This window comes from Vibrio palustris, from assembly GCF_024346995.1.
Taxonomy (GTDB): domain Bacteria; phylum Pseudomonadota; class Gammaproteobacteria; order Enterobacterales; family Vibrionaceae; genus Vibrio; species Vibrio palustris.
On record NZ_AP024887.1, the window covers coordinates 686,942 to 704,042 of the forward strand.

Below are 17,101 nucleotides of genomic sequence, written 5' to 3' on the forward strand. Positions count from 1 at the left end.
AGTCACAGGAGTTAATTATGCAACCAGCATTGTGGGTCAGTAAAACAGGCTTAGACGCGCAGCAGACCAATATCGCGACGATTTCCAACAACCTTGCCAACGCCTCAACCGTCGGGTTTAAAAAGAGTCGTGCGGTCTTTGAAGATTTGTTTTATCAAAATATTAATCAACCAGGCGCGCAATCATCGCAAAATACCGAACTACCAAGTGGTTTGATGTTAGGTGCCGGTTCTAAAGTGGTTGCCACACAAAAAGTGCATACTAATGGTAATGCACAAACCACATCGAATGCGCTCGATATGATGGTTGAAGGCGATGGCTTTTTTCAAATTTTAATGCCAGACGGTAACATTGGTTATAGCCGTAATGGTCAGTTTACGTTGAACGATCAAGGTACGATTGTCACCTCTGGTAGCGGTTACCCACTTCAACCACAAATCGTGGTTCCGGATAACGCGATTTCTATTACCGTTGGCAATGATGGTGAGGTTTCGGCACGAATCCGTGGCCAGCAAAACAACCAGGTTCTTGGTCAGATCACCACGACTGACTTTATTAACCCAGGTGGCTTAGAGCCGATTGGTCAAAACCTGTATTTACCAACAGGCGCGAGTGGTGACCCACAAGAAGGGGTTCCTGGCTTAAATGGCTTAGGGAATATTCGTCAAAACATGTTGGAAAGCTCCAACGTGAATGTTACCGAAGAGCTCGTCAATATGATTGAAGCGCAGCGCGTATATGAAATGAACTCTAAAGTGATTTCAGCCGTCGATAAAATGATGAGCTACGCAAATCAGCAATTATAATCTGATAATGAGAGTATGACGTGATGAAACGACTAGCCAGTGTATCAATGCTTGTGTTTTTACTATCTGGGTGCAGTGCCATTAACGACTTTTTGCAAAATGGTGGCCGAGATGATCAACCGCCTAAAGTGGTTGATGCCGTAGAAGGAGATAAATCTCCTGAGGCGCAGGAGCCTTCTGGTTTAGGTGGGTTAGTGGATTCATTACGTCAACGTCAGGATCCTGAAGCCGATGATCCAGCTTGGGCGCCAGTGCGGCCTAAAGAGCAACCTCAGCATTATGCGGCAGAAACGGGTTCATTGTTTAACCCTAACTCTCATGGCGGCTTATATGATGACACTAAACCCCATGGTCTAGGCGATATTATTACTGTTAATTTAAATGAAAACACGAAAGCGGCAAAAAGTGCAGACGCAGATTTATCGAAAAATAATGATGCCTCGATGGATCCTCTCAGTGTCGGTGGACAAGAGCTAGCTGTTGGTGATTATAACTTTTCCTATGCACTTAAAAACGATAATAAATTTTCTGGTAGCGCGGCGGCTAATCAAAGCAACAGTATTTCAGGCTCGATATCCGTCCAAGTCGTTGATGTGTTATCTAATGGTAATTTAGTGGTGCGCGGCGAGAAATGGTTAACCTTAAATACCGGTGATGAATATGTACGGGTGAGCGGAACGGTTCGTCCAGACGATATTGAAAATGACAATACGGTAGAATCGACCCGTATTGCTAATGCTCGTATTCAGTATTCAGGTACAGGAACCAACCAAGATATGCAGCAACCTGGATTCTTGGCACGATTTTTTAATGTCTCTTTATAGACCAGATCTCGTCGTCGAATATTTGACAGTTACCAGTAAAAATGAGGTCTTCGGGCCTCATTTTTTTTACTAAGGGTTACCTAATGAAAACGTTCATATTCTGTATGTTTATGCTCATCACCGCCAGTGCACATTCTGCGCGTATTAAGGATGTTGCTCAAGTAGCGGGTGTCCGTAGTAACCAATTGGTGGGATATGGCTTAGTAACCGGTTTGCCGGGCACTGGCGAGTCTACTCCCTTTTCTAATCAGAGCTTTAATACCATGCTGAAGAAGTTCGGCATTCAATTGCCGGAAGGCACTAATCCAAATACCAAAAATATTGCCGCCGTGATGGTGACCGCTGAGCTGCCGCCATTTTCTAAATCGGGTCAGCGTGTTGATGTGACAGTTTCTTCTATCGGCTCGGCCAAAAGCCTGCGTGGTGGGACTTTAATGCAAACCATGATGAAAGGCTTAGATGGTAACGTATACGCGGTATCACAAGGTAACTTGGTGGTAAGCGGATTTAGTGCCGATGGCGCGGATGGTTCAAAATTGGTAGGAAACACTCCCACAGTGGGAGTTATTTCTGGTGGAGCCATGGTCGAGCGTGAAATTCCGACGCCCTTTGCTCGTGGTGATTACATTACCTTTAACTTGTTCGATTCCGATTTTACAACGGCTCAGCGTATGGCCGATGCGATTAATAAATTCTTAGGGCCGCAAATGGCGTCACCAGTGGATGCCACCTCAGTGCGAGTAAGAGCTCCACGTGATGTCAGTCAGCGCGTGTCTTTTTTATCAACGGTTGAAAATTTAACGTTTAACCCTGCAGATGGTTCTGCCAAAATCATCGTGAATTCACGCACTGGCACCATTGTTGTTGGTCAGCATGTGAAGTTAAAACCGGCGGCTGTGACTCATGGTGGCATGACTGTTGCTATAAAAGAGAATATCAACGTCACTCAGCCCAACGCATTGGGAGGCGGTGATACTGCCGTAACTCCGGATACCGATATTGAGGTCTCGGAGAAACAAGGCAAAATGTTCAAGTTTGAACCAGGTGTCACGTTAGACGACTTGGTGAGAGCGGTGAATAGTGTTGGCGCAGCCCCGTCAGATTTAATGGCTATTTTACAGGCATTGAAACAAGCGGGTGCAATCGAAGGTCAGTTGATCATTATTTAAGGAGTCTTCACCATGGCAGATAGCCCCAATGATATTGGTTTTATCCAAGATATTTCCGGTTTAGACTCATTACGTAAAAAAGCCATACATGGTGACAAGGGTGCAGGTGAAGAAGCACTTAAATCAGCAGCGAGCCAATTTGAGTCTATTTTTACTAATATGATGCTTAAGTCGATGCGCGATGCCAATAAAGCGTTTAAATCGGGTTTGTTTGATAGCCATACGGAAGATATGTATCGACAAATGCGAGATGAGCAGATGGTTAGTCAGCTCAGTGAAAAAGGTTCTCTGGGATTAGCCGATATGATTGTTAAGCAACTTTCGGTCGGTGAGGCAGTTAAAGCCGAAGGAGGCAAAACATTCCAAGACGAGGTAGAGAATGTACGGCGTGCTCGTCAAGCCGCCGCGCAGCAGGCTGAACCAAGGTTACCTGTAGTGGGACAACAAGATCAGCGACCTAACTCGGTGACGCAAACCTCTAAAACATCAGAGGCTAAAGCTATCTCATTCGACTCTCCTTATGAGTTTGTTAAATCTCTTAAACCTTATGCAGATAAAGCGGCGAAGGCGCTCGGAGTTGATTCATCGTTATTACTAGCACAAGCAGCATTAGAAACGGGATGGGGACAAAAAGTTGTCAAAAATGCTCAGCATAGTAGCTATAACTTATTTAATATAAAGGCGAATTCAGCTTGGCAAGGTCCGCGTGTGGCAACACAAACCCTAGAATATGAGAATTCAGTACCCGTGATGGAAAAAGCCGCCTTTCGTGCGTATCCAAGTTACAAAGAAAGCTTTAACGACTATGTACAGTTTCTTGAAACAAACCCTCGTTATAGCCAAGCACTTACCCATAAAGGCAATGATGACTTCATTCGTGGGATTCATAAAGCAGGCTATGCAACGGACCCTAATTATTCCGACAAAGTATTACGTGTCAAAGCGCAAATAGAATCAATGAATGACATATAAACGTTAATGCTTCCAGGCCAAATATTCATTTGGCCTTTTTTCTATTCTTTTCTTAGGCTTATCACGAAAATTTCATTGTGGCATGTATATTGCTTTATCTCTGGTAGGTTGCCAATTTCATTGGCGTAGAGATGGTTTTTTGGGGGCAATATGGCGTCTGATCTTCTGAATTTGGGTAGTCAAAGCGTTCTTACCGCTCAAAGACAACTCAATACCACCGGTCATAACATTTCCAATGTTAATACCGATGGTTACAGCCGACAGTCTGTAATCCAAGGGACGAATACACCGCGTCAATTTGGCGGTCAGACCTATGGTATGGGCGTTCATGTGGACAATGTTCGCCGCTCTTGGGATCAGTTTGCCGTAAAAGAGTTGAATGTTGCCACAACCCACCATGCGCACAATAAAGATCATGAACAAAATTTAGATATACTGTCTGGATTGTTGTCTTCAGTTTCATCGAAAAAAATCCCAGAAAACCTCAATGAATGGTTTGATGCCGTAAAAACGTCAGCCGACACTCCTAATGATGTTGGTGCACGTAAAGTGGTTTTAGAAAAAGCCAGTACGATTGCGCAAAATCTCAATGATTTTGATGACACTGTGCGTCGTCAATTTAAAGAAACCAACAAAGGTTTAGATTTAGGTGTTAAGCGTATTAACCAATTAGCGGTTGAAATTCGTGATGTACAACGCTTAATGATGCGTTCACCTGGTCCGCATAATGACTTGATGGATCGCCATGAGAAGTTAGTACGTGAGCTGTCTGAATACACCAAAGTTACTGTGACAGAGCGTAAAAATGGTGAAGGATTTAATGTTCATATCGGTAATGGTAATACGTTAGTCTCGGGTACCGAAGCGAGTCAGTTAACCATGATTGATGGTTATCCCGATGTACACCAACGCCGTTTAGCAATGGTAGAAGGTAAAGGTGTTAAAGCGATTACTCATCGTGATATTGGCGGTAAATTAGGGGCATTATTTGAGCAGCGGGATAAGAACATTCCCAGTATGATGGATGAGATAGGGCGCTTATCTACTTCATTTGCATATCAAGTCAATAAATTACAACACCAAGGTTTGGATTTAAACGGTCGTGTTGGTGACGACCTGTTTACCGATGTTAATTCAGACCGTATCGCCAAATCACGAGTCATTGCCAATAGTCAGTCTCAAGCGGATATGGCGGTTTACATTGATGATGTAAGCCAACTAAAAGGGGGTGAATACGCACTTCATTATGATGGCAGTGACTATACCGTGACCACACCAAGTGGCCAGCAAAAAACCATGGTAGAAAGTGATGATGAGCTTTATGTTCGTGATCCCAATGGTGATTTAAAAATGTTGGATGGCATGCGTATACAAGTAAATAACGCTCCAGCTGATGGTGAACGTTTGTTAATTCGGCCCACTCGCAGTGGAGCTGCCGATATCCATGTGCAATTACAAGATCCAGACAGATTGGCAGCGCAAAGTTATGAAGCGTCAACAACGTTTGCACAGGGTTCTGCTCAGTTCGATATTCAAAAAGCGGGAGCGCTGAAAGAATTTCAAGTCGTGATCGGTGACCAAGGCAATACGTTCTCGCTCCGAGATAAAGACGGTAAAGTATTACTTGATGGTCAATCTTATCCTCCTGATGGGCCGGTAAGTTTTCAAGGTACAACCTTTGAATTATCGAAAGGTGCATTACCGAAAGATAAGTTCACGGCAAACCTTGTCCCTTCGGAAGGGGATAACGGCAACTTACTTAAAATGCTCACCATTCAAAATGCGAAAAATATGAATAACGATGAATCGACCTTGATTGATGTTTATCATAACTTAAACACTGACTTTGGTATGAAGCTATCGACCGCCTCTCGTTTAACCGATGTAGCGCGTTTAGAAAAAGAAGGTGCCGAAGAACGTGTGGCCTCTATCTCGGGAGTAAACCTAGATGAAGAAGCGGCTAATATGATGAAGTTTCAACAAGCCTACATGGCCTCTTCGCGTATTATGCAAGCGGCAAGTGAAACATTTGACGCTATTTTGCGTTTGAGATAAGAGGAGGACGTTTATGATTAATCGTATTTCGAGCTTCCATAATTACCAAGCCGTTCAGAACGACTTACGTCGTCAAGAGACCAAAGTACATCATAACCAAGAGCAATTAGCTTCCGGAAAAAAATTGCTAACACCTGCTGATAACCCATTAGCCACCCATTACATTCAAAATGTGTCTCAACAAGAAGAGCAGTTACACCAGTATATCGATGCGATTACTCTTGTACGTAACCGCTTATCACATCAAGAAGTCTTAGTCTCTAATGCTGAAGAGTTCTCTGATGATGCTACGCGTAATGTGATGGAAATGATTAATGGTGCGTTATCACCACAAGATCGTGATGCGCATGCACGCGAATTGCAGGAAATGGAAAAGAATTTGATGCATTTGGCCAACTCACAAGATGAGTCTGGTAACTATGTGTTTGCAGGGACAAAACCGAAAACACAGCCGTTTTTTCGTGATAACAACGGCAATGTGACGTATTCGGGCGATGGTTACCAGCGCAAAATGCGTATCTCTAATTCGTTAGAAATGCCTTTTAATAGTCCTGGTGATGAACTGTTTATGAAAATTGATAATCCGTTCGGAGATTTTGAGCCTAAGTATCAATTGCAATCAGGATCTGAATTATTGTTAGACACGGCGAGAAATAGCCAAAGCGATGATGACTCGACTTATAAAGTCAGTTTTGTCGGGTTGCCGGGAGGGCAATTTGGCTATCAGTTAGAGCAAAATGACAGTGTCGTAAAAACCGGGGAATTTAACCCTAAAGAAGGGATTAATTACCAAGATGGCGATAACACTTTAAACATCAAGTTTAAGGGGCAAATTAAAGCCGGTGATCAAGTGACACTAGAGCCACGTTCAACGTTTAGTTTGTTTGATAGTTTTCAAGATGCTATCAAATATTCGAAAGGCTCGGTCTCGGACGCGTCATCGACAGCCGAATTGCAGCGAGCGTCAGAAGAGCTGCATGAAGGTTTTTTACATTTAACTAAGGCTCGCACCGATATTGGTGCTCGCTTGAACACGCTAGATATACAAGAAGATCAGCATCAAGATTTCAAAATTAGCTTAGCGAAGTCGAAAAGTGAATTTGAAGATCTTGATTACTCCGATGCAGTGATTGAGTTTAACGAAAACTCGCGCGCATTAGAGGCATCGCAAAAAGCATTTGGTAAGACTAAAGATTTAACTTTGTTTAATTATATATAATTTCAATGCCTTATGAGCAATGCCATAAGTGCAGAAGTCGGTTGGTTGTTTTTTGGTCTAGAAATTGCAGTGTATAAATTAGACGCGGCAATGATTAGCAATTACCGCTGTATATGTATTCTTAGTGCTAATGCCTAAGATCGAGCAATATAAGCGTGTCTTATATGTTTATTGATTCATTATCAGTAGATATGAAAAAACTGGCACACTATTTGTATTAATAATCATAGATAGGGTGAAAACCCGATTAAGTCGCCCTTTAGGCAGATTTAACCCAGTGATACACGGTCATGCTTCCCAAAGAGCTAAGCTGACCGCTTCGCAAGGGCTTGCGAACTCGATAGGAGAGCAAACAATGACCATTAACGTAAATACGAACGTGTCGGCAATGACCGCGCAACGTTACTTGAATAAAGCGAGCAATGATCTTAACACCTCGATGGAGCGTTTATCCTCAGGTAACCGTATTAATAGCGCTAAAGACGATGCGGCTGGTTTGCAAATATCAAACCGTTTGAACTCGCAGTCTCGTGGTCTTGATGTCGCGATGCGTAACGCTAACGACGGTATTTCTATTTCTCAAACTGCAGAAGGTGCGATGAACGAATCCACCAATATTTTGCAACGTATGCGAGATCTAGCGCTACAGTCTGCGAATGGTACTAACTCAAGTTCTGAGCGTCGTGCTCTAGACGAAGAGTCATCAGCACTGCAAGATGAACTTAACCGAATCGCTGAAACGACATCATTTGGTGGACGTAAACTATTGAACGGTACGTTTGGAGAGTCTGCGTTTCAGATTGGTTCTGGTGCAGGTGAGGCGGTTATTATTGGTCTAACCAGTGTTCGTGCCGATGACTCTCGCATGGGGGGGGTAACCTTCCAAGGTGACCAAGGCAAGAATAAAGACTGGGGGGTTCCTGCGCAATCAAGAGACCTGAAGTTGGAATTTAATGATGCCCAAGGTGAGCCTAAAACTATCGATATTAATGCGAAAGCGGGTGATGATATCGAAGAAGTTGCAACGTATATCAATGGTCAAAACGATGACTTTACTGCCTCAGTTGACCAAGATGGCAAGCTGCAGCTTTTTGCCGCTAATGGCACAGTAAACGGCAACCTAAGTATCTCTGGTGGCTTAGCGACAGAGCTTGGTTTAGCTGGCGGCCCAGGTGTGGCAACTACCGTTCAAGATATTGATTTAAATACTGTAGGTGGGTCACAAAATGCGGTTGGCGTGCTCGATGCAGCATTGAAATATGTCGACTCTCAACGTGCGGACTTAGGTGCTAAACAAAACCGTTTAGGCCACAGTATTAGTAACCTATCTAATATCCAAGAGAACGTTGAATCCTCGAAAAGTCGTATTAAAGATACCGATTTTGCTAAAGAGACAACGGCACTCACTAAAGCACAGATTCTGCAACAAGCAGGGACAACCATCCTTGCTCAAGCAAAACAGTTGCCAAACGCTGCAATGCAGTTATTGCAGTAATGAAGGAAGCGCTATTATGACGTCTAGACGTAGGTATGTAATAGCGCAACCTTGGCAACGTATTGTTTAATCAGGTAGAAACTCTCTCAAATCTACACCCTGTTTCTTAATGACCAAAACAGTACGCTAGTGGTACGCCTTAATGTGATTCATTTCTCTGATCTCCACATTGGTAATGGCTACCACCCCTAGCCCCGGTTCTCTCAAAGGAATAGGGGCTTTTCTTTTTTATCTGCCCTCAAGAATTATATACCTGCTCGCTGTGCCTTCTTTTTCTCTACTCTAAGCTAAGCAACCCTCCTTGCTACCCTTATTTTTATGAACTTAATAGTTACCCTTTGCACGCTTTATATTGCTGTGCGTGTACTACACAGAGCGTATCTCTTTAAGCTAGGTATGCGCTTTTCAGCTCTCCCTTTCGACTCAATCTCTTGGTATTCTTAAAGCCTTAACACTGATAGATTTGATAAATATTAGTGTTTATTGATACTTAGGGTTTATCGGCTTGAAATATGCGTGTCCCCGGCAGCAGAAGATGCAACTTTAATCTTATTGTTGGATTTGTGCTCAATATGAGTGCTTGCTTGCATATTTTTTCTTCAAGCCTGCATTTAGGTAATAAAGCTTAATTTTTGCTCAAGGTAATTCATTCACGGTCGTTATAAAAGATACTTTGAGAGAACTACTGGTTTCCGAGACGTCGGATTACCACCTGGGAGTACCGAATACTCCGGACAATCATTAGGAGAACACCACATGGCGGTTAATGTAAATACAAACGTAGCAGCGATGACAGCACAGCGTTATTTGAATAGCGCAACAAGTTCACAACAAACTTCAATGGAGCGTTTGTCATCTGGTTTTAGAATTAATAGTGCCAAAGACGATGCAGCCGGTTTACAAATTTCTAACCGCTTAAATTCGCAAAGTCGAGGCTTGGATGTTGCGGTACGCAATGCGAACGATGGTATTTCGATTGCACAAACCGCGGAAGGAGCGATGAACGAAACGACTAATATTTTGCAGCGTATTCGAGATCTTTCATTGCAATCAGCTAACGGTTCTAACTCATCTTCTGATCGTCAAGCGATTCAAGAAGAAGTCACCGCTCTCAACGACGAATTAAATCGTGTTGCTGAAACCACATCATTCGGTGGTAATAAACTGCTTAATGGTACTTATAATACTAAATCATTCCAAATTGGTTCTGGTAGTGGTGAAGCGGTAATGCTAAGTCTAGCGAATATGCGTAGCGATAATATCCAAATGGGTGGTGAGAGCTATGTAGCTCAAACGGCGAAAGATAAAAGCTGGGGCGTGCCAGAGACAGGGAACGATTTGACGATCGATCTAACCGATAAAAATGGCCAAGCACAAACCATTACTATTCAAGCGAAACAAGGCGACGATATAGAAGAGCTAGCGACTTATATTAATGGTCAAACAGACTTAGTCAAAGCATCGGTAGATGAAGACGGAAAGCTACAAATGTTTGCCGGAAGTAACAAAGTCGATGGCCCATTAACGTTTAGTGGTGGCCTTGCTGGTGAGCTAAACATGGGCGCACAAACGCCACAAACGGTCAGTAATATTGATGTCGGTACGGTGGGCGGTTCGCAACAAGCGGTAGCGATTGTCGATTCGGCATTGAAGTTTGTTGATAGTGAACGTGCGCAATTGGGTGCTTTCCAAAATCGTTTCGACCATGCGATTAGTAACTTAGAAAACATTAATGAAAATGTGAATGCTTCTAAGAGCCGTATTAAAGATACAGATTTTGCCAAAGAAACGACGGCATTGACGAAAGCACAGATTTTAGGCCAAGCGTCTTCATCAGTCTTAGCTCAAGCGAAACAGGCACCACAAGCGGCATTATCACTATTAGGTTAATCATTATAAGATGACCTAATAACAAAAAAACCCAGTCAAAAGACTGGGTTTTTTATATGGTGCGGAAGGGGAGACTTGAACTCCCACACCTTGCGGCGCCAGAACCTAAATCTGGTGCGTCTACCAATTTCGCCACTTCCGCATAATTCTTTATAGATAAATTGATCTAGATAGACGTATCAACTTATCGTTGTAATAAAATGGTGGCTACGACGGGATTCGAACCTGTGACCCCATCATTATGAGTGATGTGCTCTAACCAACTGAGCTACGTAGCCAAACATAAATAATGGTGCGGAAGGGGAGACTTGAACTCCCACACCTTGCGGCGCCAGAACCTAAATCTGGTGCGTCTACCAATTTCGCCACTTCCGCACGAATTTTTATAGATAATTTGACTAGGATAGACAATATCAAATCATCGTTGTAATGATGGCAGGTCTACCTGGATTCGAACCAGGGAATGACGGCATCAAAAGCCGTTGCCTTACCACTTGGCGATAGACCTACAGTGACAGCATACGCTATCAAAATAATGGTGCGGAAGGGGAGACTTGAACTCCCACACCTTGCGGCGCCAGAACCTAAATCTGGTGCGTCTACCAATTTCGCCACTTCCGCACGAATTTTTATAGATAATTTGACTAGGATAGACAGTATCAAATCATCGTTGTAATGATGGCAGGTCTACCTGGATTCGAACCAGGGAATGACGGCATCAAAAGCCGTTGCCTTACCACTTGGCGATAGACCTACAGTGACAGCATACGCTATCAAAATAATGGTGCGGAAGGGGAGACTTGAACTCCCACACCTTGCGGCGCCAGAACCTAAATCTGGTGCGTCTACCAATTTCGCCACTTCCGCACGAATTTTTATAGATAATTTGACTAGGATAGACAGTATCAAATCATCGTTGTAATGATGGCAGGTCTACCTGGATTCGAACCAGGGAATGACGGCATCAAAAGCCGTTGCCTTACCACTTGGCGATAGACCTACAGTGACAGCATAACGCTATCAAAATAATGGTGCGGAAGGGGAGACTTGAACTCCCACACCTTGCGGCGCCAGAACCTAAATCTGGTGCGTCTACCAATTTCGCCACTTCCGCACGAATTTTTATAGATAATTTGACTAGGATAGACAGTATCAAATCATCGTTGTAATGATGGCAGGTCTACCTGGATTCGAACCAGGGAATGACGGCATCAAAAGCCGTTGCCTTACCACTTGGCGATAGACCTACAGTGACAGCATACACTATCAAAATAATGGTGCGGAAGGGGAGACTTGAACTCCCACACCTTGCGGCGCCAGAACCTAAATCTGGTGCGTCTACCAATTTCGCCACTTCCGCACGAATCTTATAGATAAACTGACTAGGATAGACGTGTCAATTTATCGTTGTAAAATGGTGGCTACGACGGGATTCGAACCTGTGACCCCATCATTATGAGTGATGTGCTCTAACCAACTGAGCTACGTAGCCATCTTTTGAGCGAGACACTATAATATAATCTCGACTTAAGTTCCAATGCTTTAACATTAAAACTTTAAATATTGGCAGGTCTACCTGGATTCGAACCAGGGAATGACGGCATCAAAAGCCGTTGCCTTACCACTTGGCGATAGACCTACAGTGACAGCATAACGCTATCAAAATAATGGTGCGGAAGGGGAGACTTGAACTCCCACACCTTGCGGCGCCAGAACCTAAATCTGGTGCGTCTACCAATTTCGCCACTTCCGCATCTTTCCTAAAAGCTCTATGTAAAGCGCTTAGGAAATGGTGGCTACGACGGGATTCGAACCTGTGACCCCATCATTATGAGTGATGTGCTCTAACCAACTGAGCTACGTAGCCATTCCTATTTATTGCTCTCAACTCAATGTTGCCTTATTGCTGAGAACGGTGCGCATTATGCGGATATGACCGTGTACCGTCAACCGTTTTTTTGAATAAATCCCTTTAAAATGACCGTTCGAAGTTTTTTTAAGCAAAGAGGCGTGTTTATGATCAAAACCTGCTCTTAAAACGGCGGATTTATCGCTTAGACTTTAAAATAATTACGCATTTTATTGTGAGGGATAAAACAAAAAAGTCAGCACGTTGGCTGACTTTTTATCAAGTAGAAGGGCAACTACACATTAAAACGGAAATGCACGACATCACCATCTTTTACGATGTAGTCTTTACCTTCTAAACGCCATTTACCTGCGTCTTTCGCTCCGCTTTCGCCTTGGAACTGAATAAAGTCATCGTAACCCACGACTTCAGCACGAATAAAACCACGTTCAAAATCCGTGTGAATTTTACCTGCAGCTTGCGGGGCTGTCGAACCAATAGGAACGGTCCAAGCACGAACTTCTTTGACACCTGCGGTGAAGTAAGTCTGTAGATCAAGCAGTTCATAGCCTGAACGAATCACACGGTGTAATCCTGGTTCTTCAATACCGAGGTCAGCCAAGAACTCATCGCGTTCTTCGTCATCAAGTTCTGCCATTTCCGATTCAATTGACGCGCAAACCGGAACGACGACCGCATTTTCCTGTTTTGCATGTTCACGGACAGCATCAAGGTAAGGGTTGTTATCGAAGCCATCTTCATTGACATTAGCAATGTACATGGTTGGTTTTAACGTCAAGAAGTTTAAGTAACCAACAGCTGTGAGTTCTTCTTTGCTGAGCTCAACGGTACGAGCAGAACCACCTTCAGTGAAAACAGGTAGGAGCTTTTCTAGCACAGACATTTCAAACTTCGCGTCTTTGTCGCCGCCTTTGGCCTTTTTAGCTTGACGCTGCATCGCGCGTTCACAGCTATCTAGATCGGCCATTGCAAGCTCAAGGTTGATGACTTCAATATCTTCTAGTGGTGAGACTTTACCTGCAACGTGCACAATGTTTTCGTTTTCAAAACAACGCACAACGTGGCCAATCGCATCAGTTTCACGGATGTTCGCAAGGAACTTGTTACCTAGGCCTTCACCTTTAGAAGCACCAGCTACCAAGCCTGCAATATCAACGAATTCCATCGTGGTAGGTAGAACACGTTCTGGATTGACGATGTCTGCTAGAGCAGTTAAACGTAAATCTGGAACAGGGACGACGCCTGTATTGGGTTCGATAGTACAAAACGGAAAGTTTGCTGCTTCGATACCTGCTTTAGTAAGCGCATTAAAAAGTGTTGATTTACCTACATTTGGCAAACCTACAATGCCACATTTAAAACCCATGACTATAACCTTATTCAGCTTTGAACGTGTGTAAGCGGTTTTGTGCTTTTGTTAGACCATCTTTTAACAGAATGTCGAGGCTGCGAACGGACTCATCTACCACGGCATCTAAGCACTCCTGTTCTTTAGGAGGTGCTTTGCCTAACACATAGCCAGCTACTCTATCTTTATGCCCAGGATGGCCTATGCCTAACCTGAGGCGGTAAAACTCTTTATTATTACCCAATTTGGAGATCGTATCTTTTAGGCCATTATGACCACCATGACCTCCTCCTTGTTTGAATTTCGCCACACCGGGAGGAAGATCTAATTCATCATGAGCGATCATGATTTCTTCCGGTGCAATCTGGTAAAACTTCGCCATAGCGGCAACAGCCTTACCAGATAAATTCATATAAGTGGTTGGAATCAGTAACCGGAGGTCCACGCCATTCACCATAATGCGAGCAGTTAAACCAAAAAATTTCGGTTCACTCTTGAATGTCACGTTATGCACACGAGCAAGTTCTTCCACCACCCATGCTCCGGCATTATGGCGAGTGCGAGTGTATTCTGATCCAGGATTGGCTAATCCGACTAATAATTTGATTGGTTGACTCAAGGTGTTGGTCCCTTCGTAAACGAAAAAGCGCCGTATGATAGCACAGAACCACTTCGTGGTGCGAGATTGTCTGTACACATATAAAAAAAGCGCCTCATCCAATGATAAGGCGCTTAAATTTATTCACAGAGATATTTAAGCATTAAACATCGCTGAAATAGATTCTTCGTTGCTAATACGACGAATAGCTTCAGCAAGCATGGTCGATAAGGTTAACTGGCATACTTTGCCGGTTGCCGCCATTTCTTTGCTAAGCGTGATCGAGTCGGTAACGATGACTTGATCAAGAACCGAATTTTTGATGTTTTTGGCAGCATTACCAGAGAAGATCGCGTGGGTTGCATAAGCAAATACTCGCTTAGCTCCACGGTTTTTCAATGCTTCAGCCGCTTTACACAGTGTACCACCGGTATCGATCATGTCATCGACAATGATGCAGTCACGACCTTCTACGTCACCAATGAGGTTCATGACTTCAGAAACGTTAGCACGCGGACGGCGTTTATCGATAATGGCTATGTCAATATCACCCATTGCTTTAGCGGTAGCACGAGCACGTACCACACCGCCTAAATCTGGCGACACAACAACTGGGTCGACAAGTCCACGGACTTGCATGTCTTCTAGGAGAACTGGCGTACCGAAGATATTATCAACGGGAACATCAAAGAATCCTTGAATTTGTTCTGCATGAAGGTCTATGGTTAACACACGGTCAACGCCCACATTAGAAAGAAAATCTGCAACAACTTTTGCCGTAATTGGCACACGAGCAGAACGAACACGACGGTCTTGGCGTGCGTAACCGAAGTAAGGGATAACAGCGGTGATACGTCCAGCTGAAGCACGGCGCATTGCATCAATCATTACCACCAGTTCCATGAGGTTATCATTGGTTGGGGCGCAGGTAGATTGAATAAGAAAAACATCGCTACCACGTACATTTTCATTGATTTGTACCGCGACTTCACCATCAGAAAAACGGGAAACGGTAGCATCACCAAGGGAAATATAGAGACGATCAGCAATACGTTGGGCTAGTTCAGGTGTGGCATTACCAGCAAATAGCTTCATATCAGGCACGGTGGAAACCTCAGGGTTGCGTCCAGTTTTAAATAGAAAGGGTCTTGGCTGTTTGGTAAACAGCCAGTGCTTCTTTCAACGGCGATGTATTTCGCCCTTGCGCGATAAACGCTGAAACACTATTAGTATCAAGTTTAGCAAGAGCAGTATGGGCTTGTTCAGCGCTAGAAAATTCCGCGAAAATGCAAGATCCAGTACCAGTCAACCTCGACGGCGCATATTGTAGCAGCGATGAAAGTTTATTATCAACCTCTGGGTACAGTAATCGGACAATTTTTTCGCAATCGTTTTCGTAAGGAGCCGCCAAAAGCTGTGAAAGTGAGCGTTTAGGTGTGCTTCGTGGTAAATCAGGATGAGTAAAAATATCTTTGGTAGCAATCGACACATTTGGACGTATGACAAGATACCAAGGTTCATTAGGGGTAACGGGGGTGAGTTGTTCACCCACGCCTTCTGCAAATGCTGCCAAACCTCGAATAAACACGGGAACATCGGCACCCAGTGCCAGTCCTAATTGGGCAAGCTCATCGTCACTGCAGCCAGTCCCCCATAAATGATTCAATGCAACGAAAGTGGTTGCCGCGTTAGACGAACCGCCGCCAATCCCGCCTCCCATTGGTAATCGCTTCTCAAGTTCAATATGAGCACCTAGTTGGCATTGCGTATACGTTTGTAGAGAGCGTGCCGCGCGATAAATCAGATTGTCTTCAAGCGGCACATTAGGCAGTGCAGGGCTTAGTGTAATCTCAGAGTCTGACGTAGAGGTGATAGTCAGTTGATCGCCGTGGTCTAAAAACTGAAATAGGGTTTGTAATTCATGGTACCCATTATCTCTTTGACCATTAATGTAAAGAAACAGATTTAATTTTGCCGGCGATGGCCACACAGTAGGCGTGTTTGTCATTACTTAACGGTCCATTTTGCAATTACAATACGTAGTTTTACTTGCCCTTGAGTTAAGGATAAGCGCTTAGGAAGAGGAATGGTGCTCTCTTGATAAGGGAATGGTTCGTAATCGGTATAATTGACTAACCAGCGCTTATTATCGACTGTCGTGATCAGCGAACCCAGCGTGTTATGTTGATTAAGAATGTGATCATCTGAATCATTTGGTAATCCTAATACCCATTTTTGTAGAGGTAAAATCGGTAAACGAAGTCCGGTTAAGCGCGCTACTAGTGCTTGCGCGTCTTTATCGTGAAAAACTTTATCATCATAGGTTTTGATGGTAGAGCCATCTTTAGTTATTGTCAGGTGCAAGAGCGTTTGGCCAAGGAAATTTGTCAGGCGTAAATCAGTATTCTCGCCACGTTTGCGCCATTGGAAATTCATCGACTCTCGTTTTTGAGGGGATATATATCCCATTTTTCCTGAGAGAGAATAGTTATCAATCTGGTTTAAACGACTTTCGTGTGATGACCAGTCAACCTGATAATCGGGCGCTTTGCTCACTGAACTACACCCTGCCAGTAGTAAGATCAGTGAGAAAACTAGAGTAATACGTTGGGTGACAAATCTCATATTATACATTGTGTCCTTTGTGATGTGATATCTCGTCATTATGAATACTATAGCGTGTCTCGGTGGATGCTATAGAGGAGTTTGGCCATTGATTACCATCAGTAACTAATTGATCACGTCAATATTAATGTGGTGAATATTCGTGTTCACTGATTTATTTCTATAATTTTGTCTTTAAACTATACCATTGATGTCAGGACGTGGTGAAAAACAAATTTGATTAGGCTTTC

13 protein-coding genes and 15 tRNA genes are annotated in these 17,101 nt (G+C 43.6%); 8 read left to right on the forward strand and 20 right to left on the reverse strand.

Features of this window, described 5'->3' with window-relative positions; translation table 11 throughout:
• Positions 1 to 17: 17 nt before the first annotated feature.
• From flgG to OCU30_RS03360, 8 genes are all read left to right on the forward strand, one after another.
• The gene (gene flgG / locus OCU30_RS03325; RefSeq protein WP_077311450.1) at positions 18 to 806 is read left to right on the forward strand and encodes a flagellar basal-body rod protein FlgG; all 789 of its coding nucleotides are present in this window, start codon (positions 18 to 20) and stop codon (positions 804 to 806) included.
• Positions 807 to 829: 23 nt separating this feature from the next.
• Complete coding sequence (gene flgH, locus OCU30_RS03330; RefSeq protein ID WP_077311452.1) at positions 830 to 1,630, forward strand: flagellar basal body L-ring protein FlgH; 801 nt, start codon at positions 830 to 832, stop codon at positions 1,628 to 1,630.
• 83 nt (positions 1,631 to 1,713) lie between these two features.
• Positions 1,714 to 2,799, forward strand: coding sequence for a flagellar basal body P-ring protein FlgI (locus tag OCU30_RS03335; RefSeq protein ID WP_077311454.1), 1,086 nt, complete (start codon positions 1,714 to 1,716; stop codon positions 2,797 to 2,799).
• 12 nt (positions 2,800 to 2,811) lie between these two features.
• Positions 2,812 to 3,771 carry a flagellar assembly peptidoglycan hydrolase FlgJ gene (gene flgJ / locus OCU30_RS03340; RefSeq protein ID WP_077311456.1) on the forward strand — a complete coding sequence of 320 codons (960 nt, stop codon included), beginning with the start codon at positions 2,812 to 2,814 and terminating at the stop codon, positions 3,769 to 3,771.
• 150 nt (positions 3,772 to 3,921) lie between these two features.
• Positions 3,922 to 5,826: a flagellar hook-associated protein FlgK gene (flgK, locus tag OCU30_RS03345; protein ID WP_077311458.1), complete on the forward strand. Its 1,905-nt coding sequence runs from the start codon at positions 3,922 to 3,924 to the stop codon at positions 5,824 to 5,826.
• Between the two features lie 13 nt (positions 5,827 to 5,839).
• Entirely contained in the window at positions 5,840 to 7,045 is a 1,206-nt protein-coding gene (flgL, locus tag OCU30_RS03350) for a flagellar hook-associated protein FlgL (RefSeq protein ID WP_077311460.1), read from the forward strand.
• Positions 7,046 to 7,400: 355 nt separating this feature from the next.
• Positions 7,401 to 8,540, forward strand: a complete 1,140-nt coding sequence (locus OCU30_RS03355; RefSeq protein WP_077311461.1) for a flagellin — start codon at positions 7,401 to 7,403, stop codon at positions 8,538 to 8,540.
• A gap of 756 nt (positions 8,541 to 9,296) precedes the next feature.
• Positions 9,297 to 10,430 (forward strand): flagellin, encoded by a 1,134-nt coding sequence (locus tag OCU30_RS03360; RefSeq protein ID WP_077311463.1) that lies wholly within the window; start codon positions 9,297 to 9,299, stop codon positions 10,428 to 10,430.
• Between the two features lie 57 nt (positions 10,431 to 10,487).
• On the opposite strand, the gene OCU30_RS03365 is transcribed toward OCU30_RS03360, so the two are convergent.
• The 20 genes from OCU30_RS03365 to lolB all read right to left on the reverse strand — a co-directional run bounded on the left by OCU30_RS03365 (position 10,488) and on the right by lolB (position 16,871).
• A tRNA-Leu gene (locus OCU30_RS03365) sits at positions 10,488 to 10,572 on the reverse strand.
• Positions 10,573 to 10,631: 59 nt separating this feature from the next.
• A tRNA-Met gene (locus tag OCU30_RS03370) sits at positions 10,632 to 10,708 on the reverse strand.
• A gap of 12 nt (positions 10,709 to 10,720) precedes the next feature.
• Positions 10,721 to 10,805: transfer RNA gene (locus OCU30_RS03375), tRNA-Leu, on the reverse strand.
• A 58-nt stretch (positions 10,806 to 10,863) separates the two neighbouring features.
• Positions 10,864 to 10,938 (reverse strand) — tRNA-Gln (locus OCU30_RS03380).
• A 28-nt stretch (positions 10,939 to 10,966) separates the two neighbouring features.
• Positions 10,967 to 11,051 (reverse strand) — tRNA-Leu (locus OCU30_RS03385).
• A 58-nt stretch (positions 11,052 to 11,109) separates the two neighbouring features.
• Positions 11,110 to 11,184: transfer RNA gene (locus OCU30_RS03390), tRNA-Gln, on the reverse strand.
• Between the two features lie 28 nt (positions 11,185 to 11,212).
• Positions 11,213 to 11,297: transfer RNA gene (locus OCU30_RS03395), tRNA-Leu, on the reverse strand.
• A 58-nt stretch (positions 11,298 to 11,355) separates the two neighbouring features.
• A tRNA-Gln gene (locus OCU30_RS03400) sits at positions 11,356 to 11,430 on the reverse strand.
• A 29-nt stretch (positions 11,431 to 11,459) separates the two neighbouring features.
• A tRNA-Leu gene (locus tag OCU30_RS03405) sits at positions 11,460 to 11,544 on the reverse strand.
• Between the two features lie 58 nt (positions 11,545 to 11,602).
• Positions 11,603 to 11,677, reverse strand: a tRNA-Gln gene (locus OCU30_RS03410).
• Positions 11,678 to 11,705: 28 nt separating this feature from the next.
• Positions 11,706 to 11,790: transfer RNA gene (locus OCU30_RS03415), tRNA-Leu, on the reverse strand.
• A 55-nt stretch (positions 11,791 to 11,845) separates the two neighbouring features.
• Positions 11,846 to 11,922: transfer RNA gene (locus OCU30_RS03420), tRNA-Met, on the reverse strand.
• 72 nt (positions 11,923 to 11,994) lie between these two features.
• Positions 11,995 to 12,069, reverse strand: a tRNA-Gln gene (locus tag OCU30_RS03425).
• A 29-nt stretch (positions 12,070 to 12,098) separates the two neighbouring features.
• A tRNA-Leu gene (locus OCU30_RS03430) sits at positions 12,099 to 12,183 on the reverse strand.
• Between the two features lie 37 nt (positions 12,184 to 12,220).
• Positions 12,221 to 12,297 (reverse strand) — tRNA-Met (locus tag OCU30_RS03435).
• A gap of 277 nt (positions 12,298 to 12,574) precedes the next feature.
• Entirely contained in the window at positions 12,575 to 13,666 is a 1,092-nt protein-coding gene (ychF, locus tag OCU30_RS03440) for a redox-regulated ATPase YchF (protein WP_077311465.1), read from the reverse strand.
• Positions 13,667 to 13,676: 10 nt separating this feature from the next.
• Positions 13,677 to 14,267, reverse strand: coding sequence for an aminoacyl-tRNA hydrolase (gene pth, locus OCU30_RS03445; protein ID WP_077311468.1), 591 nt, complete (start codon positions 14,265 to 14,267; stop codon positions 13,677 to 13,679).
• 135 nt (positions 14,268 to 14,402) lie between these two features.
• Positions 14,403 to 15,350: a ribose-phosphate pyrophosphokinase gene (locus OCU30_RS03450; protein ID WP_077311470.1), complete on the reverse strand. Its 948-nt coding sequence runs from the start codon at positions 15,348 to 15,350 to the stop codon at positions 14,403 to 14,405.
• 28 nt (positions 15,351 to 15,378) lie between these two features.
• Entirely contained in the window at positions 15,379 to 16,254 is an 876-nt protein-coding gene (ispE, locus tag OCU30_RS03455) for a 4-(cytidine 5'-diphospho)-2-C-methyl-D-erythritol kinase (RefSeq protein ID WP_077311472.1), read from the reverse strand.
• Positions 16,254 to 16,871 carry a lipoprotein insertase outer membrane protein LolB gene (gene lolB, locus OCU30_RS03460; RefSeq protein ID WP_159439085.1) on the reverse strand — a complete coding sequence of 206 codons (618 nt, stop codon included), beginning with the start codon at positions 16,869 to 16,871 and terminating at the stop codon, positions 16,254 to 16,256. Before lolB ends, ispE begins: the two co-directional genes overlap by 1 nt.
• Between the last annotated feature and the right edge of the window lie 230 nt (positions 16,872 to 17,101).